The sequence below is a fragment of the Streptomyces sp. SD15 genome (assembly GCF_054462255.1).
Genome location: NZ_JBTLMO010000014.1, coordinates 22,721 through 43,151 on the forward strand (window position 1 = coordinate 22,721; position 20,431 = coordinate 43,151).

A 20,431-nucleotide genomic window follows, 5' to 3' on the forward strand; every position below is an offset into this window, starting at 1 on the left:
AAAGATGCAGAGTGCCATGTGACTCCGAGAAGGGCCGTGGCACACTGCTGACAACAGCATGTCGAGCGGCGCCAGTTGGGATCGTCGAAGGAGACGAGGAGGACCCCGAACGGCGCCCGCCGGTCTGTCGGGACTCAGTGGAGGTGCAAGGACGTGAGCGAACCGCGGTCCGCGCCGACGGTCGGCCAGGTCGTCCTCGGTCGGCGCCTGCTGGACCTGCGGGAAAGCGCGGGTCTCAAGCGTGAGGAAGCCGCGCGCATCCTACGTGTCGCGCCGGCCACGGTCCGCCGGATGGAAATGGCCGAGGTCGCCCTCAAAATCCCGTACCTCCAGCTCCTGCTGAAGTCGTACGGGGTCTCCGACAACGAGGCCGAGGCCTTCGTCCAACTGGCCGAAGAGGCCAACCGGCCCGGCTGGTGGCAGCGCTTTCACGACATCCTGCCGGGCTGGTTCTCGATGTACGTCAGCCTGGAGGGCGCGGCCACCCTCATCCGTTCGTACGAACCCCACTTCATCCCCGGCATTCTGCAGACCGAGGACTACGCCCGTGGCGTCCTGGAGTCGGGCGCCGTCGGCCACGCGAGACCCGAAGACATCGAGCGCCATGTCGCGCTGCGCATACAACGTCAGGATCTGCTCACTCGTGAGGGCGCACCCCGGATCTGGACCGTCATGGACGAGACGGCCCTGCGCCGCCCCGTCGGCGGTCCGGAGGTGATGCGCGCCCAGATCGACAAGCTGCTCCAGGTCACGAAGCTGCCCCATGTGACGCTGCAGGTCGTCCCGTTCTCCACGGGGCCGCACCCCGGCACGTACGGGCCCTTCGTGCTGTTCCGCTTTGCCATGCCGGAGCTCCCGGACATGGTCTACAGCGAGTACCTGACCGGCGCCGTCTATCTGGACGGGCGTTCCGAGGTGGCGACCCACCTTGAGGTCATGGACCGCATGGCGGCTCAGGCCGCCACGGCACACCGCACGAAGGAGATCCTCCAGGATCTCCGCAAGGAGCTGTGAATGGAAAACATCAAACAGCGGATGCGCATTGAGCGGATCTACAACGGCATGCCCGCCCGTGAACTGGGCAGTGAGGGCTGGCACAAGCCCTGGAGCGGCGGCAATGGCGGCAACTGCCTGGAGGCGATGAAGCTCGCGGACGGGCGCATCGCGGTCCGCCAGTCGGCGGACCCGGACGGGCCGGCTCTGATCTACACCCCCGGTGAGATGACCGCGTTCATCCAAGGGGCGAAGGCGGGGGATGCGGACTTCCTTCTCTCCTGAACCGACTTGGTCTTTCTTGAACTTCTTGGGCCTTTTCTGCTTCTTGAACTTCCTTAAAATGGTGCTGAACCAATAAAGCGGTACTGAGACAAGTGCTGAACCAATAAAGCGGTACTGAGACAAGTGCTGAACCAATAAAGCGGTACTGAGACAAGTGCTGAAACAATGAAACGGTGCTGAAACACTAAAACCACGACAGCATGCGGTGCGGCGCGTCAACCAGGTCGAGGAAACGCTCCACCTGTCGGGGCGTCGGGGTCTGTCCGTCGCGGACGGGCAGGCGTACGACGTCGAGTCCGGCCTTGCCGGGTGCGGCGAGCTGCGCCGCGGTCAGGTCCTCGGCGCGCAGGTCGACGACGGCGACGAATCCCAGCCGCGCCAGCGCCCGGTAGCCCGCGGGCGAGGGTGCGCCACCGCGCCACAACGTCCCCCGGGTGTCGACCCGTTGGAAGTGGTGAATGCCCTGCACCGCCTGCGTCTCCCGGGGCGGCGGCGTCTCCTCGCGGACCCAGTACGACAGCGCGAGGACGCCGAGTGCGCCGGTCGCCCACAGGGCGACGTAGCCGATGGCTGCTGTGACGAGGGAACGCAGGGCGATTTTGCGTATGCAGGGTAATCAGTGGCTGTCGGCGAGGCGGTGCCAGGCGTGTCGGAGAGCTGCGTGATCACCGTCCCCTTCATGGGGCGCCGCTTCGCGGGGCACCACGAACCCGGGAAGCACCGGCAGCCCCGCGCGTGCCGCCCCTGCGAGATGGGCGGCTTTGGAACCTGCGAGTCGGGGATCTGCGGCCGCGGGTTGATCCAACGGGACGGCACCGAGGCTGCGCGCCCCGAACGCGCTCCTGCCCCTGACCTCGTCCCCGTCGCGCGCACCGTCTTCATGACGTTCGTCGAGCGTCGTCATCCATCACCCTCCAGGACCGACCGCCAACAGGGGGGACGCGCGGGGCTGGCCCTGTGCCTGACGACGGAACGAAGGATGGGGGCGGATCACCGCGTCGACCGGTTCACGGCCGCGGCGGCAACACACCTCCTGCCTCCAATGATCCCACCGCTGTGGTGTCGCACGTCAGTTGGACGTCGCTTTCCGGCCAGTGAATGACGGCGGCAGCACCCCGCACAACGCCTCCAGCGCAGCCCCGTACGCATGCTCCGACGGCGTCGCGTACCCCACCACCAGCCCGTCCGGCGCGGGCATCGTCGCCGCCGGATGCCGGAACTCCGCGAGTCCGTCCAGCGCGACGCCCTGCCAGGTCGCGGCCTTGACCGCCGACTGCTCGGACCCGGGCGGCAGCCGCAGCACCGCGTGCAGCCCGGCCGCGATCCCGGTGACCTCGATGTGCGGCGCCCGCTCGGCGAGCGCCGCGACGAGCCGGTCCCGCCGTCTCCGGTACCGCTGCCGCATGCGGCGCACGTGGCGGTCGTACGACCCGGAAGCGAGGAAGTCGGCGAGCGTCAGCTGCTCCAGGACGCTCGCCCAAGCCTCCCGTTCCCCCTTGACGGCGAGCACGGCATCGACGTACCGCTCCGGAAGAACCATCCAGCCGAGCCGCAGCGCGGGCGACAGGCTCTTGCTGACCGAGCCGATATGGATGACCCGCTCGGGATCCAGGCCCTGCAGGGCGCCGACGGGTTTGCGGTCGTAGCGGAACTCCCCGTCGTAGTCGTCCTCCAGAATCACGCCGCCACGCGCGCGTGCCCAGTCGATCGCGGCGGCCCGCCGTGCCGGGTGCAGCGGGCCGCCGGTCGGGAACTGGTGTGCGGGCGTGAGCAGCGCGGCCCGCTCCCGGCCCAAGTCGTCCACCTGGGCGCCGTCCTCGTCCAGGGGCAACGGCACGGTCCGTACGGACGCGGCGGCCAGCAGCTCGCGGTGGAAGCCGAGGCCGTACGACTCGACGGCCAGCGGCCCGCGCAGGACCTGGGGGAAGAGCAGCCGCAGGGCATGCGCGAAACCGGAGCAGACCACGATCCGTTCCGGCTCCGTGCGCACGCCACGCGCGCGTGCCAGGTACTCGGCGAGGGCCTGGCGCAGTTCGGGGCGGCCCGCGGGATCGCCGGGCCCGAAGACATCGTTCGGTGCCTGCTGGAGAGCCCGCCGGTACGAGGCGAGCCAGGCGGTGCGCGGGAACGACGACGCGTCCGGCGTGCCCTGCCGCAGATCGTGCCGGGGCCCACGCGTGCGTGGAGGTGCTTTTTTGGGTACGCGTACCGCGGCGCCCAGCGGTTCGGCGCTCCCCCACTGCCTTGAGGCCGTGGGCGGTACCCCCGCGGCGACCCGGGTGCCCGAGCCCTGGCGGGCGGTCAGCCAGCCCTCTGCGACGAGTTCGGCGTACGCGTCGGCGACCGTGTTGCGCGCGACGCCCAGGTCGGCGGCGAGCGAACGGTACGGCGGCAGCCGGGTGCCCGGAGCGAGCCTGCCGCTTCGTACGGCCTCACGCAGCGCGCGGATCAGCGCGCTGCGGCGCCCGCCGGACCCGGACAGCTCCAGATGCAGATCGGCACCGATCCGCTCCGCAGAATTGACCCATGGTTCCGCCATGAAAATGCACCTTACAGCCGGTCTTTTCGCTCCGTAGATTCATGGTCATGACGACGAACACGACGAACACGACGAACACGACGCACACGAACACCGGTACGGACGCGGGAACGGCCGTGGCCGAAAACCCTCGCCTTGACTTCGGGAAGGCTGCCCCAAAGGTCTTCCGCGCCCTCATCGGCTTCGACGCGGCGGCCCGCGAGGGGCTCGACCCGGCCCTCGTCGAACTGATCCAGATCCGCTCCTCGCACCTCAACCACTGCGCGTACTGCCTCCACATGCACACCAATGACGCCCGCAAGGCCGGCGAGAGCGAGGACCGGCTGCACATGGTCGCGGTGTGGCGTGAGGCCCGGCACTTCTTCACGCCGCGGGAGCAGGCGGCCCTCGCCCTGACGGAGGCGGTCACGCGGGTCGCCGACGCGGGTGTGCCCGACGACGTCTACGCGGAGGCCGCCGCCCACTTCGACGACCAGGAACTCGCCCACGTCCTGGCCCTGATCTTCACGATCAACACCTGGAACCGGGTGGCGCTGTCCACGGCGAAGCCGGCGGGCACGGACAGTCGCTGACCTCTATGCCGTCATCGGGACCTCTATGCCGTCATCGGCCGGTCGTACGGGCCGATCGGGGCCGGCAGAGTCGGCGCTCCCGTCAGGGCGTGGTCCACGGCGGCAGCCGCAGCGCGGCCCTCGGCGATGGCCCAGACGATGAGGGACTGGCCACGGGCCGCGTCCCCGGCGACGTACACCTGGGGAACGTTGGTCGCGAAGTCGGCGTCGCGGGCGATCGTGCCGCGCGGGTCGAGGGTGAGGCCGAGCTGGTCGATCAGACCGTCGTGGCGGTCGGGGCCCGAGAAGCCGAGGGCGAGCAGGACGAGGTCGGCCGGCAGGGTACGACCGGATCCGGGGACGGGGCGTCGCCCGGCGTCCACCTCGACCAGGTGCAGCGAGCGCACCCGTCCCGTCGCGTCCCCGGTGAAGCGGAGCGTGGACGCCGCGAAGAGCCGGGCGTCCGCGTCCGCCGCGGGTGCCGTCTCCAGATCGCGGGCCTCCTCGTGCGCGGCCGAGAGCCGGTAGATCTTCGGGTACGTCGGCCACGGCTCGGTGTCCTCGTCGCGCTCCGCCTCCGGCAGCGGATAGATGTCGAGCTGGGTCACGGACGCGGCTCCCTCGCGCACGGCCGTCCCCAGACAGTCGGCCCCGGTGTCACCACCGCCGACGATCACGACATGTTTGCCGGCCGCGGACAATGGCGAGACCTCCAGATCGCCCTCGCACACCCGGTCGGCCAGCGGCAGATACTCCATGGCCTGATGGATGCCGCCCAACTCCCTGCCCGGTACGTCCAGTTCACGCCAGGCCGTGGCGCCCACGGCGATCACGACGGCGTCGTAGCGCGCCCGCAGCTCCGCCGCCGTGATGTCCCGGCCGATCGTCGTCGACGTACGGAACTTCGTGCCCTCCGCCCGCATTTGGTCGAGCCGCCGGTCCAGGTGCCGCTTCTCCATCTTGAACGCGGGAATCCCGTACCGCAGGAGCCCGCCGATCCGGTCGGCCCGCTCGTACACGGCGACGGTGTGCCCGGCCCGGGTCAACTGCTGTGCCGCGGCGAGCCCGCTGGGCCCCGACCCGATCACCGCGACCGTCCGCCCGGAGAGACGGTCCGGCGGGCGTGGTGGCGTGAAACCTTCCTCCCAGGCGCGGTCGGCGATGGCCACCTCGACGTTCTTGATGGTGACCGCGGGCTGGTTGATCGCGAGGACACAGCCCGCCTCGCAGGGCGCGGGGCACAACCGCCCGGTGAACTCGGGGAAGTTGTTCGTCGCGTGCAGCCGGTCGCTCGCCGCCCGCCAGTCCTCGCGCGAGACGAGGTCGTTCCACTCGGGGATCAGATTTCCCAGCGGGCAGGCTTCGTGGCAGAACGGGACTCCGCAGTCCATGCAGCGGTCGGCCTGCTTGCTGATGATGGGCAGCAGGGCCCCGGGGACGTACACCTCGTTCCAGTCCCGCACCCGTTCCTCGACGGGGCGGCGCGGGTACTCCTCGCGCGGCGTGGTCATGAATCCCTTGGGATCGGCCATGGCCGTCTCCCTTTTCGTACGCGTACCGGTACGGGGCCGCGTGACCGTCGGCGACCTGGGCCCACGGCTTTTGGGCGACACTCCTTTCCCGCCACGATACGTCGCCTCCGTGAGCTCCGCCGCTCAGGTGAGGGCGGGCGTGCGGATCACGTGAGGGCCAGCGTGTACGAGACCGCGGCGGCGGCCGACGCGACCGTGCGGATGTGGTTCCACGTCGTCCACTCGCGCACGAACGAACGCCAGTACACGGTGGCTTCCGGGCTGCCCGGGTCCATCTTGAGCAGTGTCTCGTTGCGCGGGACGTTCGCCACGACCGTCACCCCGAACGACCCGAACAGATACAGCGCGCTACCCAGCAGCAGCTCCACCGTCCCCTCGTCCGGCAGCAGCACGAAGGTGACCACGGCGAGCACGGCGCACAGTCCCGCCGACCCGACGAACACGAGCATGAAGGCCGGGCGCAGCGCGGCCACGTTGATCGCGTTCATCGCCGCCACGCCCTGCGCGGGCGGCAGCTCCGCGAGCCCCCGCATCACGAACGTCGAGAAGCCGCAGAACACCCCGGCAACCAGCCCGCAGCCGAGCACACCCAGCACCGTCAGCACGAAATACGGTCCATCGATCATGACAACTCCCGCGTCGATCCCCGGATCCAAAGATCCTGCACGGCCCTCACCGTCACCACAAGTGAAATCCCGTACGACGACAGTGACCATGGCCGAGCTGCGCGGAGGCATACGCGAGCGTCCAGCCATGCACCGGGCCCCCGCCACCGACGCGTGGGGCCTCCGGCGGGGCACGCGAAGGTCTCCGGGCGAGGTGCCGGATCTCCGGGCGGGCATGTGCGCAGACGGGCGGGCGGGTGTGCAGATCTCCGGGCGGGGGAGCGCCGGGGCTCCGGCCCCGTGCGTGCCGGGTCCTCGGCCGCACCCGTGCGCGGCCCGGCGAGGGCCAGTGTCCAGTCATGCTCGTGCTGTGAACTCGTCGCGCCACTCCTGGAGGCTCGCCTCCACCGCGGCCGTGATCCGTCGGCGCGCTTCGTGCCGCGGCACGCCGCTCATCAGCAGCTGGTCGTACGGCGTATCCGTGTGCCGTACGGAGGCACGGACCGCCGAGGTCACCGCGGCCTCGGACAGTGCGCGGCCGGCGGCACTGCGCCCGACGCGGCCGCTGCCGCGCACCGAGGCGTGCGCGGCGATCGCCCGCGCCCGGTCGGCCGGGCAACCGGGAAACAGCCGGCGTATCTCCTGCGCGAACGCGTCCGTGAAGCGCAGATCCTCCGCATCCCGCCGCCGCGCGTCCCGCGCGCGCCGCCGCCCGCGCGCCTCCGTGTCGGCCAGACAGCGCTCCTCGGCCCGGGTGAGCGCCGCCTCCTCGACGAGCACGCCCTGTCGCTCGTACCGGCTCCGCCGCCGGTTGAACCGCACCACCACCGCCGACAGCGCACTGCCCTCCCGAGCCCTGCGCGTCAGTGCGGTGTCGCCCCGCGGCAGGAACACCAGATGCCCGAGATCCGCACAGTCCAGACACCACGGAGATCCCTCCTCCAATACCAGCAGCGCCAGTGGCCCGGTCCGGCACTCGGCACAGTTCCGTTTCTTGAGCGGCTGGATGACGAGAAGCCCGTTGCGGGGCGGTGGAGTTGTGATCGGAGCCATACGCGGTTCATTCCCCGTGGTGGCCGACGGAGGAACCCGGGAAGTCGTGGGCTCCCCGTCGCGCCCGCCCGCTACACCCCAGGCCGCACCGACACCCACGTACGGTGCTGAGTCGGCCCCTCGATCTCGTCGACCACCGCCACCGCCAGATCGGCGTACGACAGGACGTGGGCGCCATCGGGGACCCGCTCACCGCCGAGCCGGTACCGCCCGGTGCGCGGCGCGCCCTGCTCCAGCCCGCCGGCCGGGGTGAGCATCACCCAGTCCACGGCAGCCTCGTCGCCCTCGGCCCGCAGCCGTCGCAGTCCCGCCGTGTGCGCCAGCGCGAACGGCCGTATCTCCGGCGGAAACGCCACGGGGTCGTCCATCACGGGCCGCCCGTCAGGGCCGAGAAGGTCGGCGAACAGCCCCACGGCGACGAGGCGCCGCACCCCCGCGACGTGGAGACCGCCGAGCAGCGCGTCCGCGGCCTTGACGAAGAAGTCCGGACGGTCCGCTGAACGGAGACACGGCGTGCACGGCGGCGACATGCCCGCCCGCGACGGCGCCGACGCAGCCGCGATCGGTCACGTCACCGCGTACGACCGCGACACCCTCCGCCCCGAGATCCGGATACCGCCCGGGCTCCCGCACCACGGCCGTCACCTCGTGCCCACGCCCGCGTGCCTCCGCCGTCACCGCCCGCCCGGCCCGCCCTCCGGCACCGAAGACGACGATCCCCGCCATGCCCAACCCCCTTGCCCGGCAGCGCTTTTCGCCGCCTTGCCTGGACGTTATGGGCCGGGTGCCCGGTTACTTCAACGGTATCGGCGCTAGCCTCGACCGATGACCGACTCCACCGACGACGGCATACGGCTCGCCCCGCTGCACGCGGACATGTTCGACCCCGTCTGCCCCTCCTCCGCGATGCCCTTCCGTGTCGGCGACAAGTGGACCGGCATGGTCGTCCGCTGTCTCGAAGGCGGCCCGCGCCGCTTCACCGAACTCCGTGTCGCCCTCAAGTCCGTCACCCCAAAGGTCCTCAGCGAGACCCTGCGCGCGATGGAACGCGACGGCCTACTGACCCGCACCCAATACGACGAGAACCCGCCCCGCGTCGAATACGCCCTCACCCCTCTCGGTCGCACCTTGATTCCCCTGCTCGACGCCGCCCGAGCCTGGAGCGAGACCCACCTCCCGCACTTGCTCGCCGCCCGCCGCACGCACGGGGGGAACGCGTCCTGACCGGGGGCTGACGCATCATGGGCCCTGTGCGACTCGAAGCGATCACCTGGGAACGGCTCGGCGACCTCCTCGCCGATCGTCTGCTCGACCTGAAACCGGACGACGGCAGCCCCTGGCCACGCATCGCCTTCGACGGAGCCCCGGCAGCGCGCCCCGGCGACCTCGCGCACCGCGTGTCCGAGGCGCTGCGCACACGCGGCCGGTCCTCGCTCGTGATCGGCACAGAGGGCTTCCTGCGCCCCGCGTCGCTCCGGTTCGAGTACGGCCACGAGGACGTCGAGGTGTACTACAACGGTTGGTTCGACACCGGTGCCCTGTGGCGCGAGGTTTTCGGCCCCCTCGAACCCGGGGGCGACGGTCGTGTACTGCCCGACCTCTGGGACCCGGCCGCCGACCGAGCCACCCGCAGCCCCTACGTCCAACTTTCGCCCGGTGGACTGCTGTTGCTCCACGGCCCCCTCCTCCTGCATCACTGGTTCCCGTTCGACCTGAGCGTCCATGTCCTCCTCTCTCCGGGTGCCCTGAGCCGCCGCACTCCGGAGCCCGAGCACTGGACCCTCCCCGCCTTCGCGCGCTACGAGACGGAAGTGGACCCGGGAGCCACGGCCGACGTGCTGGTCCGCGCGGACGACCCCCGTCGCCCCGCGTGGAACGGCTGATCGCACGGGCCGACCCCACAGCACTTTTATATGCATGCGCATGTAGTTAGTCTGGGGTCATGACGCCTTCCTCAGGCCAATCGGTCGCCTTCAGTGACTCTGTGCGCAGGCTCCTCGACGGCAAGAACTTCGCCAACGTCGCCACCCTCGGCCCCGGCGGCGCCCCGCACAACTCGGTGGTGTGGATCAAGCGCGAGGGCGACACCGTGGTCTTCTCGTCGACCGCCGGCCGCCAAAAGGTACGCAACCTCGAACGCGACCCCCGCGTCAGCCTCTCGGTCTTCGATCTCGCCAACCCCTACACCTCGGTCGAGATCCGCGGTGTCGCCGAAATCCTCCCCGACGAGCACAAGCGCCTCCCCTACGAGCTCTCGCACAAGTACCTCGGCATCGACCCTCCCGGTGAGAAGGACGACGAGGTGCGCCTGATCATCCGCGTCGTTCCCCAGAAGATCGTCGGTTTCTCTGTCTGAACCTCGGGGTTGCGCGCCCCGTGGACCTCCGGGTGCGCATCCCTGGCGACGCGGCAAGAATGTAGGGCGCCGGGACTCGCGGTGTGTTCCGCGCCGCGCCGGCCGTCCGGCACCGGGAGGTACTTCATGACCACCGCTAGAGACATCATGCACCGTGGTGCCCAGTGGATTCCCGCCCACGAGACCCTGGACCGCGCCGCCCAGTTGATGCGCGAGCTCAACGTGGGTGCGCTGCCCATCAGCGACGAGAACGAACGGCTCTGCGGCATCCTCACCGACCGCGACATCGTCGTCGGCTGTGTGGCCATGGGCCACGATCCGGCTCGGATCACCGCGGGCGAAATGGCCCAGGGCACCCCGCGCTGGATCGAGGCGGGCGCCGATGTCGGCGAGGTGCTCCAAGAGATGAAGGGGCACCAGATACGCCGACTTCCCGTGATCGAGGACAAGCGGCTGGTCGGCATGATCAGTGAGGCCGACCTGGCCCAGCACCTGACGGACGAACAGCTCGCCGCCTGGGTCGAGAGCGTCTACGCGAGGAGCGCGACGCCCTGACCGCGCTGAATCCCCCGATCACACGGGTCATGAGAACACGCTCTCGTCCGGCCGGCCGCGCCGGGCGAGGTGCGTCTCATGCGTCTCACAGCCAGCCGTTGCGCCTGAATCCCCGGTACAGAACGAGACAGAGGACGGTGATCACGCCTAGGGCCAGGGGGTAGCCGAACCTCCAGTGCAGTTCCGGCATGTGGTCGAAGTTCATGCCGTACATCCCGCAGACCATCGTCGGTACGGCGATGACCGCCGCCCATGCCGTGATCTTCCGCATGTCCTCGTTCTGCGCCACCGTCACCTGCGCGAGGTGCGCCTGCAGGATCGAGTTGAGCAGTTCGTCGAAGGCGGCTATCTGCTCGGTGACCCGCAGCAGATGGTCGGCGACATCCCGGAAGTACGCCTGTATTTCCGGGTCGACCACGCGTATCGGCCGAGTGGCGAGCTCTTGGACCGGGCGGGCGAGCGGGGCCACGGCCCGCTTCAGCTCCAGGAGTTCACGCTTGAGCTGGTAGATCCGGCCGGCGTCGACCCGTGCGCCATCCTCGGCGAACACATCGGCCTCGACCTGGTCGATGTCGGCCTGGACGGAGTCCGTGACGCTCACATAGTCGTCGACCACGTGGTCCGCGATGGCGTGCAGCACCGCGGCCGGCCCCTTGGACAGCTGCTGCGGGTCGGCCTCCAGCTCTTCGCGCAGGGGGCCCAGGGAACCGTGCCGACCGTGGCGCACGGTAATGACGAACTCGGGTCCGACGAACACCATGATCTCGCCGGTGTTGACCACTTCGCTGGTCGCTGTCAGTTCCTTGTGTTCGACGTAGCAAACCGTCTTGAACACCGCGAACAGCGTCTCGCCGTACCGCTCCAACTTCGGGCGTTGATGAGCCTCCACCGCGTCCTCGACTGCCAGGGGGTGCAGGTCGAAGAGCTCGGCGACGCCCGCGAACTCCCGGTCAGTCGGCTCGTGCAGGCCGAGCCAGACGAACCCCTCGTCGCTCTTGCGGATCCGCTCGACCGTGTCGACCAGATCACTGCCGCCGGGCACTCGGGCGCCGTCCTGATATGCCACGCAGTTCACCACCGCCGAGCCCAGCGGGGACCGGGCGGGGTGGCTCAGGTCGACACGGGCGCGCCGCCGTGCCAGCCGTGCCACCTTGCGGAGGCCGTCGACCGCGCCGAGGGCCGTGACCTTCCGCAGATTCCCTGCCATGGACATCTGGATCTCCTTGCGTGGATCTCCCCGCGCCGCACTTTGCGCCTTGACACGACAGTTTGCCAGGCTGAATCGATCGCCGGAAAAGCCTGTGGGAACGGAAGATTCCGTTCCGGCCCATGAGGTGGGGTGAGCGCCCTGCGCCCGGAGGAATCCGCAGCTGCGGACGGGCGGACCTCGTCAAATCGCGCCGGTGTCGACATCGGGAGCGTCGGCCATTCCGGTCAGGCGGGTCAACTGGGATGATCTCGGTATGACACAAATCGACGGATATCTCCTCGCCAACCGGCAGGCCGAGACGGCACAGCGCTTCGACGCCTTCGCCACTGTCTTCGACCCCACGACGTTCCGGCACATCGAGCGCCTCGGCATCGGGTCCGGCTGGCGCTGCTGGGAGGTCGGCGCGGGCGGCACGTCGGTGGTGTCCTGGCTGGCCAAAAAGGTCGGCCCGACCGGGCGGGTCATCGCGACCGACATCGACACCTCGTGGGCGGCCTCGGCGGCCCGCCCGCCGGTCGAGGTCCGTGTGCACGACGTAGGCGCGGAGGAACCACCGTGGGAGGGCTTCGACCTCGTGCACGCACGGCTCGTGCTGGTCCATGTGCCGGACCGGGAACGGGCGTTGCGGTCAATGATCAAGGCGCTGCGGCCCGGCGGCAGACTTCTCCTCGAGGACGCCGACCCCGCTCTGCAGCCCCTGCTCTGCCCCGACGAGTACGGTCCGGAGCAGCAGCTAGCGAACCGGCTGCGCCAAGGCTTCCGCACCCTGCTGGCCGAGCGCGGCGCCGACCTCGCCTACGGCCGCAAACTCCCGCGACTGCTCCGCGAGGCGGGCCTGCGCGAGGTGGAGGCCGAAGGGTACTTCCCCGTCACCTCGCCCGCCTGCGCGGCCCTGGAGTCCGCGACGATCCGTCAGATCCGCGACCGGCTCGTGGCCGCGGGCCTCGCCACCCACCAGGACATCGACCGCCACCTGACCAACGTGGCCTCCGGCACGATGGATCTCGCGACTGCGCCGATGATCTCCGCGTGGGGGCGCAAGTAGGGATCGGCGGCGCACCGGCAGGCGGACAGGAGAAGGAGGGATAGGGGAGAGGGGCCGGCGCGGGCGCCGGGCGCTACCGGCTCGCCCCCTCCGGCCTCCCCCCGGTCCGCTGCACCGCCGCCGCTCCCGCCCTGCACCCGTCCACCGCCGCGACCTCGGGCTCGGCGCCCGCGAGGAGGGCGGCGAGGAACGCTCCGGTGAAGGCGTCACCGGCGCCTGTGGTGTCGCGGGGTGTCGCGGGCGCCGCCGGGACATGGGCCTGCACGGCGCCCGAACGGGCCACGAGGGCTCCGTCACTCCCCTGTTTCGCGACGACCAGCGGGACGTGGCGGCTCAACTTGGCCGCCGCGTCCGCAGGATCGGGCAGGCCCGTGAGCAGGAACGCTTCGTCGCGACTGGGCAGCAGGAGGTCGACGCCCTCGGCGAGCGCGAGGAAGCGGTCCACACCCAGCTCCGCGAGGAACCCCGCCGACGCCGGGTCCAGGCTCACCGGTACGCCACGCGCGCGTGCCGACTCCACCGCCACCGACACCAGCGCCCGGCTCGGCTCGGAGAAGAACAGGTAGCCGGACAGATGCAGCCGCGCGACACCGTCGAGCAGCGTGGGTGACCAGTCGCCGGGTTCGAGGCGCAGGGAGGCCCCGCTGTCCGTGAGGAACGTCCGCTCGGCCGAGGCGCCCTGGTCCACCAGGCAGATCACCGTTCCCGTCGGCGCCTGCGGATCGACGACGAGGAGGGGACGTACGCCGCAAGCCGCCAGCTCGCGTTCATGCCAGGCGGCGGCATCTGCTCCCACCCGGCCGAGCAGCCGCACGTCCGCGCAGCCCCAATGGGCCGCCCAGCACGCGACGTTGGCGCCGGCGCCGCCCGGCAGGGTTCGGATCGCGGCGGCCGTGTCGGTGCCCGTCATGAGCGGCCCGCGGTACCGGGCGACGACGTCCGTGACCACGTCACCGACGACGAGCAGCGCCCCCGTCGGCACGTCCGCACCGGCGCCGGCACCGTCCCGACCGGCTCGGCTCCCGCCTTGGCGCGGGCCGCTGCGATCCGTCTGGCTCCCGCCTTGGCGCGGGCCGCCGCGATCCGTCTCGCTCACGCCCCGGCCCAGGCCGCCGCGATCCGCGCCGCGAGTCGTACGTTGCCGCGTACCGCCGCCAGATTGGCGCTCAGTGACGCGCCGTCGGTGTGCCGCACCAGATAGTCGAGCAGGAACGGTGTCACGGCCTGTCCGGTCACGGCCTCCGCCTCGCACGCGTGCAGCGCGTCGGTGAGCACGCGCGCGTGCAGCGCGGGATCGAGCTGCTCCTCTTCGGGGACGGGGTTCGCGACGATGAGGGCCGACTCCGGGCCGTCCAGCGCGTCCTGCGCGCGCATGACATCCGCCACCTGCCCTGGGGACTCCAGCGTCCAGTCCACCGGATGCCCCGAGTCGGACAGGTAGAAGCCGGGGAAGCGATCGGTGCCGTACCCGGCCACCGCGACGCCCAGCGTCTCCAGGCGCTGCAGCGTCGCCGGTACATCCAGGATCGACTTGACGCCCGCGCACACCACCGTGATCCGGGTACGCGCCAGCAGGCCCAGGTCGGCCGATTCGTCCTGCGTCACCGTCCACTCCCGGTGCACGCCGCCGAGCCCGCCCGTCGCGAACACGCGGACGCCCGCCAGCGCGGCCAGCAGCGCCGTCGCTGACACGGTCGTCGCCCCGCTCGCGCCCGCCGCCACCGCCAGCGGCAAGTCGCGGTGCCCCAGCTTGCGGATCCCGTCCTCGTTGGCGACCCGCTCCAGCTGCTCCTTGTCCAGTCCGACGTGGGGCCGACCGTCCAGTACGGCGATCGTCGCGGGTGCGGCACCCTCCCGCCGTACGACGTCCTCCAGTTCCAGCGCGACCTGCAGATTGCGCGGGCGCGGCAGCCCGTGCGCGATGATCGTCGATTCCAGGGCTACCACCGGCCGGCGCGCGTCGAGCGCCTCCCGTACCTCTTCGGACACCACGATCACGCGCCTGCCTCCTGTCGGTCGCCTTTCCTCATCTCTGGCGGGCGGCGCGCCCGGCCAAACCCTTGCGACCTGCGGCGTACGACACCAGCCTGGGGGCATGACGGACAACTCGCCACGTCTCGACCACGTCGTCCTCTGGGTGCGCGATCCGCTCGCCTCGGCGGACTTCTACGGGAAGACGGTCGGCCTGGAGCCTCTGCAGGTCGCCGAATACGCCGCCGGGAAGGCGTCGTTCCCCTCCGTACGCCTCAATGAAGAGACCATTTTCGACCTCGCGCCCCTCCCCTTGGCGGCGTACATGAACATGGTCCCCGGAGGCTCCGACAGCGCCGGACATCCGGTCAACCACGTATGCCTGTCCCTCCAGGAAGACGATTTCGACGCGCTGCGGGCCCGCCTGGAGGAGCGGTCCGTTCCTCTCTCGGGCTTCTCGTACGACTCCTACGGCGCCCGTGGAATGGCCAAGCGCAGCTTCTACTTCCGCGATCCGGACGGAAACGTCTTCGAGGCACGGCACTACGAGTAGGTCTCGGGCTCCCGGTGACCGTCGCGGTGGGCGCGAGCCTGAAAAGCGAATCGCCGCGGGGCCGGTATCGCGTCCGCGGGCACGGCGCCATGATGGCTCGCCGCCTCCCCTCGCGGTTGTCGTCGTGCCGTCAGTGTCGTCGACGCCGTGCCGTCGGTGCCGTCAGAACAGCGGCTCCGGAAGCACCCCCTCCAGCGCGAGCAGCTTCCGCTTGGTCTCCAGCCCGCCCCCGAACCCTCCGATGCCGCCATCGCTCTCCACGACCCGGTGGCACGGCACGACGACCGGCAGCGGATTCGAGCCCATGGCCACGCCCACGGCCTGCGCCGCGCCCGGCTGGCCGACCCGCCGGGCCAGATCTCCGTAGCCCACGACCGCCCCGTACGGAACGCCGGAAGCCAGTTCGCGCAGCACCTGGCGGTTGAACCCGGAGATCAGCGACCAGTCCAATGGCAGCTCGAAGTCACGCCGCTCGCCCGCGAAGTACGCCGTGATCTGACGTATCGCCTCGGCCAGGAGCGGCGACTCGGGAGCCTCGACGGGCTCGGTGCCCAGACGCGACGCGAGCCGCTCGAGCGCCTTGTCTCGCACCGCGTCCGTCGCGTGGAACACCACGCACACCAGACCGTCGTGCGTCGCCGCCAGCAGCAGCGGACCGATGTCCGTGCCCACGACGGTCCACCCGATCCAGTGCTCGTCCTGCCCATGGCTGTTCATGCGACCCACCGTACGGCGCGCCACTGACAACACCCGTGGCCCGGACACCGCCCCGCGTCCGCACCACGGGGGGAGAGAAGCCCACGAGAGGGCCGTTCAGCTCTGCTGCAGGGCACTGCGGAGCACGTCGGGCTTGTTCGTGATGACACCGTCCACGCCGTAGCCCGCCAGGCGTCGAGCGGTGTCCGCGTCGTCTACGGTCCAGGTGAAGATCTCCATGGGCCTGCCATGCGGTCCGTCGAGCGCGTGGACCGCGGAGACATAGCCGGATGAGACGGAGGTGTAGTCCGGGTTGATCAGGTCGGCGAACCGCGCGTACTCGTGCAACCGCTCGACCGACGGCGTGCCCAAAAAGGCCGTCGTGATGTCGGGACGCAGATCGTGCACCGTCCGCACGCTCTGGGCGCTGAAGCTCTGGACGATCAGTCGGTTCCCGACGTGGTCCGGATCGAGCCAGCCCTCGTTGCCGAGGAGCTTGAGGGTCTGCTGCTCGATGCCCGGATAGAGCTCGGGGTTCTTGATCTCCAGGACGAGCTTCTGGTGGTTGTGCGAGACGCGGTTCATGTACTGCTTCAGCGTCGGCACGCGCGTGCCCGCGTAGCAGGGGCTGAACCAGCCCCCCGCGTCCAGTCGCGCGATCTCCGCGGCGGTGAAGTCCTTGACCTTCCAGGGGGCCCGGTCGGGATACACCTCCTCGACGTCGGTCGTACGCGCCAGCGTGTCGTCGTGGAGGACGACGAGTTCGCCGTCCTTGGTGCGCTGCACGTCGTTCTCGACCCAGTCGAATCCCATCGCGGCCGCCTTGTCGATGGCGGCCAGGGTGTTCTCGGGCGCGTCGGCGGAAGCACCGCGGTGGGAGACGATCATCGGGCGGTTCCCCTGGGAGCCGACCTGGGCGTAGAGGTCGGGCGCTGTGGCGTGGGGGTCGGGCACCATCAGGACGGCACTCCCGAGAAGCGCGGCGGTCGTGGCGGCAACGCGCGCGTGCATGCGTACTCCTCGCGTCGAGCGATCACGGACAGCTCAAGAGTGGCAGCAGAGGGTCAACGGAGGAGGGGTGCGGGATGGACACGGATTGAATGGAGTTGTCCAAGTCCGCTCACTGGCGCCGCACAAGTGGGGCGGGATCGTGATTCTTTGCCGGAAAATCGTTCGACCATTCCGGTGGGGGTCATACTCTCTGCACTCAACCCTGGCCATTACTACGGTCCTCAGGGTGGGGCATTTCCGGGAATTTCGGGTGTAATACGGCGGGAAGGGCAGCCGCGCATGCAGGGCACGGTCGACGGCTTCAGTTACGGACTCGTCACACCGCTGGTGGCGTACCTCATGGCCTGTCTGGGCGGAGCGCTGGGGCTGCGTTGCACCACCAGATCGATGCTCGTCGCCCACTCATGGCGCGCCGGCTGGCTCGCGCTCGGCTCGGTGGCGATCGCCTCGGGCATATGGACCATGCACTTCATCGCCATGATGGGGTTCGCGGTCGAGGAGACCCCGATCCGCTACGACAAACCGACGACGTTCGCGAGCCTGGGTGTGGCCATCGTGATGGTCGGCATCGGGATCTTCATCGTCGGCTACCGGGGTGCCACCGGAACGGCGCTCTTCACCGGGGGCACCATCACCGGTCTGGGAGTCGCCTCCATGCACTACCTGGGCATGGCCGGCATGCGCCTCAACGGGAAACTCGAGTACAACACGCTCACCGTCTCCGCCTCGGTGGTCATAGCCGTCGTCGCCGCCATCGCGGCCCTGTGGGCCGCCGGACAGGTCCGGGGATTCCTCTGGAGTGTGGGCGCCTCTCTCGTCATGGGGCTGGCCGTCAGCGGTATGCACTACGTGGGCATGGCCGCCCTCAGCGTCCATCTCCACGGCACGTCCAACAACCCCGGAGGCGACTCGGCCGCCGCGCTGCTCGCGCCCATGATGATCGGCCCCTTGGTCTTCCTGTGCCTCGCTGGTGTCGTCGTGATGTTCGACCCGCTGATGGTCATGGGCAAGCCCGACTGGACCCCCAAGGATCGTAAGCCCGGCATCCCGGCCCACCCCGCCGCCCCGCACCCCGGCCGCCGCCCCTCGCCCCGCCCCGGCCAGGACCGGCCCGGCCCCGGACGAGACCGTGGACGCCGGAGCTCCCGCACCCCGCAGAGCTGGTGATCCGACCCCGTTGTCAGTGCGGGGTCGTACGGTGGAACCCATGCGGCCCGTATCAGAGATCGAACGTTCGGTGGCGCCCTTCGAGGTCGTCAGCCCCTACCAGCCGAGCGGTGACCAGCCGGCGGCCATCGCCGAGCTGGACAAGCGCATCAGCGCAGGTGAGAAGGATGTCGTGCTGCTGGGTGCGACCGGCACCGGCAAGTCCGCGACCACCGCGTGGATGATCGAGAAGCTCCAGCGCCCCACGCTCGTCATGGCGCCGAACAAGACGCTGGCCGCCCAGCTGGCCAACGAATTCCGCGAGCTGCTGCCGAACAACGCGGTCGAATACTTCGTCTCGTACTACGACTACTACCAGCCCGAGGCGTACGTCCCGCAGTCGGACACCTACATCGAGAAGGACTCCTCGATCAACGAGGAGGTCGAGCGCCTGCGCCACTCCGCGACCAACTCGCTGCTCACCCGCCGCGATGTCATCGTGGTCGCCTCGGTGTCCTGCATCTACGGCCTAGGTACTCCGCAGGAGTACGTGGACCGGATGGTCAAGCTCAAGGTCGGCGACGAGATCGACCGCGACGACCTGCTGCGCCGCTTCGTCGACATCCAGTACACGCGCAATGACGTGGCCTTCGCCCGAGGCACCTTCCGGGTCCGCGGAGACACCATCGAGATCTTCCCGGTCTACGAAGAGCTGGCCGTCCGCATCGAGATGTTCGGCGACGAGATCGAGGCCCTCTCCACGCTCCACCCCCTCACCGGAGAGGTCATCAGCGACGACACCTCGCTGCACGTCTTCCCGGCGTCCCACTACGTAGCGGGCCCCGAGCGCATGGAGCGCGCCGTCAACGACATCGAGAAGGAGCTGGGGGAGCGCCTCGCCGAGCTCGAGAAGCAGGGCAAGCTCCTGGAGGCCCAGCGCCTGCGGATGCGGACGACCTACGACATCGAGATGCTCCGCCAGATCGGCTCCTGCTCCGGCGTGGAGAACTACTCGATGCACTTCGACGGCCGCGAACCCGGCTCCCCGCCGAACACACTCCTGGACTACTTCCCGGAAGACTTCCTGCTCGTCATCGACGAATCACACAACACCGTGCCGCAGATCGGTGCCATGTACGAGGGCGACGCCTCCCGTAAGCGCACCCTCGTCGACCACGGCTTCCGACTGCCGTCCGCACTGGACAACCGCCCCCTGAAGTGGGAGGAGTTCCAAAAGCGCATCGGCCAGACCGTCTATCTGTCGGCGACCCCCGGCAAGTACGAGCTCTCCCGCGCCGACGGCTATGTGGAGCAGATCATCCGCCCCACAGGTCTGATCGACCCCGAGGTCGTCGTCAAACCCACCGAGGGTCAGATCGACGACCTGGTGCACGAGATCCGGAGCCGCACCGAGAAGGATGAGCGCGTCCTGGTGACCACGCTCACCAAGAAGATGGCCGAGGATCTCACCGACTACTTCCTGGAGCTCGGCATCCAGGTGCGCTATCTGCACAGCGACGTCGACACCCTGCGCCGCGTCGAACTGCTGCGCGAGCTGCGTGCGGGCGAGTTCGACGTCCTCGTCGGCATCAACCTGCTGCGTGAGGGCCTCGACCTGCCCGAGGTCTCCCTGGTGTCGATCCTCGACGCCGACAAGGAGGGCTTCCTGCGCTCGGGCACCTCGCTGATCCAGACCATCGGCCGCGCGGCGCGCAATGTGTCCGGCCAGGTCCACATGTACGCCGACAGGATCACCCCGGCGATGGAGAAGGCCATCGAGGAGACCAACCGCCGCCGGGAGAAGCAGGTCGCGTACAACAAGGAGAGGGGCATCGACCCACAGCCCCTCCGAAAGAAGATCAACGACATCGTGGCGCAGATCGCCCGCGAGGACGTCGACACGGAGCAGCTGCTCGGCTCGGGCTACCGCAAGACGAAGGACGGCAAGGGAGCCAAGGCCCCCGTGCCCTCGCTCGGTGGCAAGGCGGCCAAGTCCGCCAAGGGCAAGGCCAAGGAGACGGTGCCGACCGACCGCCCCGCGGCCGAGCTCGCCCAGCAGATCGAGGAGCTGACCGAGCGGATGCGCGCCGCCGCGGCCGACCTTCAGTTCGAGATCGCGGCCCGACTGCGCGACGAGGTCTCCGAGATGAAGAAGGAGTTGCGGCAGATGAAGGAGGCGGGGCTGGCCTGACGTCCCCGCTGCCGATGCCGGACCTGGGCATATGCGCACTGTGTTGCAACACCGACACAAAATGCGCCCCAGGGTTCGGCGCCGTCGATGCCGCTGCGTAGGGTTCTGGTCATCCGCGGTGTCCGCGGAAACAGGGGAC

General features: G+C 69.7%; 22 protein-coding genes and 1 pseudogene. 11 read left to right on the plus strand and 12 right to left on the minus strand.

The features are described from left to right. Positions 1–153 precede the first annotated feature (153 nt). On the plus strand, positions 154–1,014 hold the full coding sequence (locus ACX28W_RS15950) for a helix-turn-helix domain-containing protein (protein ID WP_458999611.1): 861 nt from the start codon (positions 154–156) through the stop codon (positions 1,012–1,014). Beyond that, on the plus strand, positions 1,015–1,278 hold the full coding sequence (locus ACX28W_RS15955; protein WP_458999612.1) for a DUF397 domain-containing protein: 264 nt from the start codon (positions 1,015–1,017) through the stop codon (positions 1,276–1,278). Between the two features lie 184 nt (positions 1,279–1,462). On the opposite strand, the gene ACX28W_RS15960 is transcribed toward ACX28W_RS15955, so the two are convergent. Together ACX28W_RS15960 and pdxR are read right to left on the minus strand one after the other, a co-directional pair. Continuing rightward, positions 1,463–1,747, minus strand: coding sequence for a fused DSP-PTPase phosphatase/NAD kinase-like protein (locus tag ACX28W_RS15960; RefSeq protein ID WP_458999613.1), 285 nt, complete (start codon positions 1,745–1,747; stop codon positions 1,463–1,465). Positions 1,748–2,347: 600 nt separating this feature from the next. Then, positions 2,348–3,817 (minus strand): MocR-like pyridoxine biosynthesis transcription factor PdxR, encoded by a 1,470-nt coding sequence (gene pdxR, locus ACX28W_RS15965; protein ID WP_458999614.1) that lies wholly within the window; start codon positions 3,815–3,817, stop codon positions 2,348–2,350. 41 nt (positions 3,818–3,858) lie between these two features. On the opposite strand from pdxR, the gene ACX28W_RS15970 reads away from it, so the two are divergent. Further along, the gene (locus ACX28W_RS15970) at positions 3,859–4,389 is read left to right on the plus strand and encodes a carboxymuconolactone decarboxylase family protein (protein ID WP_458999615.1); all 531 of its coding nucleotides are present in this window, start codon (positions 3,859–3,861) and stop codon (positions 4,387–4,389) included. A gap of 23 nt (positions 4,390–4,412) precedes the next feature. On the opposite strand, the gene ACX28W_RS15975 is transcribed toward ACX28W_RS15970, so the two are convergent. From ACX28W_RS15975 to ACX28W_RS15995, 5 genes and pseudogenes are all read right to left on the minus strand, one after another. After that, complete coding sequence (locus tag ACX28W_RS15975; RefSeq protein WP_458999616.1) at positions 4,413–5,900, minus strand: glutamate synthase subunit beta; 1,488 nt, start codon at positions 5,898–5,900, stop codon at positions 4,413–4,415. Between the two features lie 146 nt (positions 5,901–6,046). Then, positions 6,047–6,526: an anthrone oxygenase family protein gene (locus tag ACX28W_RS15980; RefSeq protein WP_458999617.1), complete on the minus strand. Its 480-nt coding sequence runs from the start codon at positions 6,524–6,526 to the stop codon at positions 6,047–6,049. A 336-nt stretch (positions 6,527–6,862) separates the two neighbouring features. Continuing rightward, positions 6,863–7,558, minus strand: coding sequence for a DUF2293 domain-containing protein (locus tag ACX28W_RS15985; protein ID WP_458999618.1), 696 nt, complete (start codon positions 7,556–7,558; stop codon positions 6,863–6,865). Between the two features lie 71 nt (positions 7,559–7,629). After that, positions 7,630–8,088 (minus strand): NAD(P)-dependent oxidoreductase, encoded by a 459-nt coding sequence (locus ACX28W_RS15990; protein ID WP_458999758.1) that lies wholly within the window; start codon positions 8,086–8,088, stop codon positions 7,630–7,632. Between the two features lie 34 nt (positions 8,089–8,122). Beyond that, a pseudogene (locus ACX28W_RS15995) lies at positions 8,123–8,284 on the minus strand (NAD(P)H-binding protein); the annotation flags it as partial. Positions 8,285–8,383: 99 nt separating this feature from the next. On the opposite strand from ACX28W_RS15995, the gene ACX28W_RS16000 reads away from it, so the two are divergent. The 4 genes from ACX28W_RS16000 (at position 8,384) to ACX28W_RS16015 (ending at position 10,469) form a co-directional block, all read left to right on the plus strand. Next, the gene (locus tag ACX28W_RS16000) at positions 8,384–8,782 is read left to right on the plus strand and encodes a winged helix-turn-helix transcriptional regulator (protein WP_458999619.1); all 399 of its coding nucleotides are present in this window, start codon (positions 8,384–8,386) and stop codon (positions 8,780–8,782) included. A gap of 17 nt (positions 8,783–8,799) precedes the next feature. Further along, positions 8,800–9,441 carry a nucleoside/nucleotide kinase family protein gene (locus ACX28W_RS16005; protein ID WP_458999620.1) on the plus strand — a complete coding sequence of 214 codons (642 nt, stop codon included), beginning with the start codon at positions 8,800–8,802 and terminating at the stop codon, positions 9,439–9,441. 59 nt (positions 9,442–9,500) lie between these two features. After that, positions 9,501–9,914: a PPOX class F420-dependent oxidoreductase gene (locus ACX28W_RS16010; protein WP_458999621.1), complete on the plus strand. Its 414-nt coding sequence runs from the start codon at positions 9,501–9,503 to the stop codon at positions 9,912–9,914. 126 nt (positions 9,915–10,040) lie between these two features. Further along, positions 10,041–10,469 (plus strand): CBS domain-containing protein, encoded by a 429-nt coding sequence (locus tag ACX28W_RS16015; protein WP_458999622.1) that lies wholly within the window; start codon positions 10,041–10,043, stop codon positions 10,467–10,469. A gap of 85 nt (positions 10,470–10,554) precedes the next feature. On the opposite strand, the gene ACX28W_RS16020 is transcribed toward ACX28W_RS16015, so the two are convergent. Then, complete coding sequence (locus ACX28W_RS16020; RefSeq protein ID WP_458999623.1) at positions 10,555–11,682, minus strand: magnesium and cobalt transport protein CorA; 1,128 nt, start codon at positions 11,680–11,682, stop codon at positions 10,555–10,557. 250 nt (positions 11,683–11,932) lie between these two features. Here ACX28W_RS16020 and ACX28W_RS16025 point away from each other — a divergent pair, with 250 nt between their 5' ends. Next, on the plus strand, positions 11,933–12,724 hold the full coding sequence (locus tag ACX28W_RS16025) for a methyltransferase domain-containing protein (RefSeq protein ID WP_458999624.1): 792 nt from the start codon (positions 11,933–11,935) through the stop codon (positions 12,722–12,724). A 73-nt stretch (positions 12,725–12,797) separates the two neighbouring features. Here ACX28W_RS16025 and ACX28W_RS16030 read toward each other — a convergent pair whose 3' ends face one another. Then, the gene (locus ACX28W_RS16030) at positions 12,798–13,706 is read right to left on the minus strand and encodes a carbohydrate kinase family protein (RefSeq protein WP_458999625.1); all 909 of its coding nucleotides are present in this window, start codon (positions 13,704–13,706) and stop codon (positions 12,798–12,800) included. 110 nt (positions 13,707–13,816) lie between these two features. Then, positions 13,817–14,722: a pseudouridine-5'-phosphate glycosidase gene (locus ACX28W_RS16035; RefSeq protein WP_458999626.1), complete on the minus strand. Its 906-nt coding sequence runs from the start codon at positions 14,720–14,722 to the stop codon at positions 13,817–13,819. A 97-nt stretch (positions 14,723–14,819) separates the two neighbouring features. Here ACX28W_RS16035 and ACX28W_RS16040 point away from each other — a divergent pair, with 97 nt between their 5' ends. Continuing rightward, positions 14,820–15,248, plus strand: a complete 429-nt coding sequence (locus ACX28W_RS16040) for a VOC family protein (RefSeq protein WP_458999627.1) — start codon at positions 14,820–14,822, stop codon at positions 15,246–15,248. A gap of 162 nt (positions 15,249–15,410) precedes the next feature. On the opposite strand, the gene ACX28W_RS16045 is transcribed toward ACX28W_RS16040, so the two are convergent. Together ACX28W_RS16045 and ACX28W_RS16050 are read right to left on the minus strand one after the other, a co-directional pair. Further along, positions 15,411–15,965 (minus strand): methylated-DNA--[protein]-cysteine S-methyltransferase, encoded by a 555-nt coding sequence (locus tag ACX28W_RS16045; protein WP_458999628.1) that lies wholly within the window; start codon positions 15,963–15,965, stop codon positions 15,411–15,413. Positions 15,966–16,061: 96 nt separating this feature from the next. After that, positions 16,062–16,955: a glycerophosphodiester phosphodiesterase gene (locus tag ACX28W_RS16050; protein ID WP_458999629.1), complete on the minus strand. Its 894-nt coding sequence runs from the start codon at positions 16,953–16,955 to the stop codon at positions 16,062–16,064. A 279-nt stretch (positions 16,956–17,234) separates the two neighbouring features. Between ACX28W_RS16050 and ACX28W_RS16055 the strand changes: the two genes are divergently transcribed. Both ACX28W_RS16055 and uvrB read left to right on the plus strand, forming a co-directional pair. Beyond that, positions 17,235–18,122: an MHYT domain-containing protein gene (locus ACX28W_RS16055; protein WP_458999630.1), complete on the plus strand. Its 888-nt coding sequence runs from the start codon at positions 17,235–17,237 to the stop codon at positions 18,120–18,122. Positions 18,123–18,162: 40 nt separating this feature from the next. After that, complete coding sequence (uvrB, locus tag ACX28W_RS16060) at positions 18,163–20,292, plus strand: excinuclease ABC subunit UvrB (protein ID WP_458999631.1); 2,130 nt, start codon at positions 18,163–18,165, stop codon at positions 20,290–20,292. Positions 20,293–20,431: the final 139 nt, after the last annotated feature.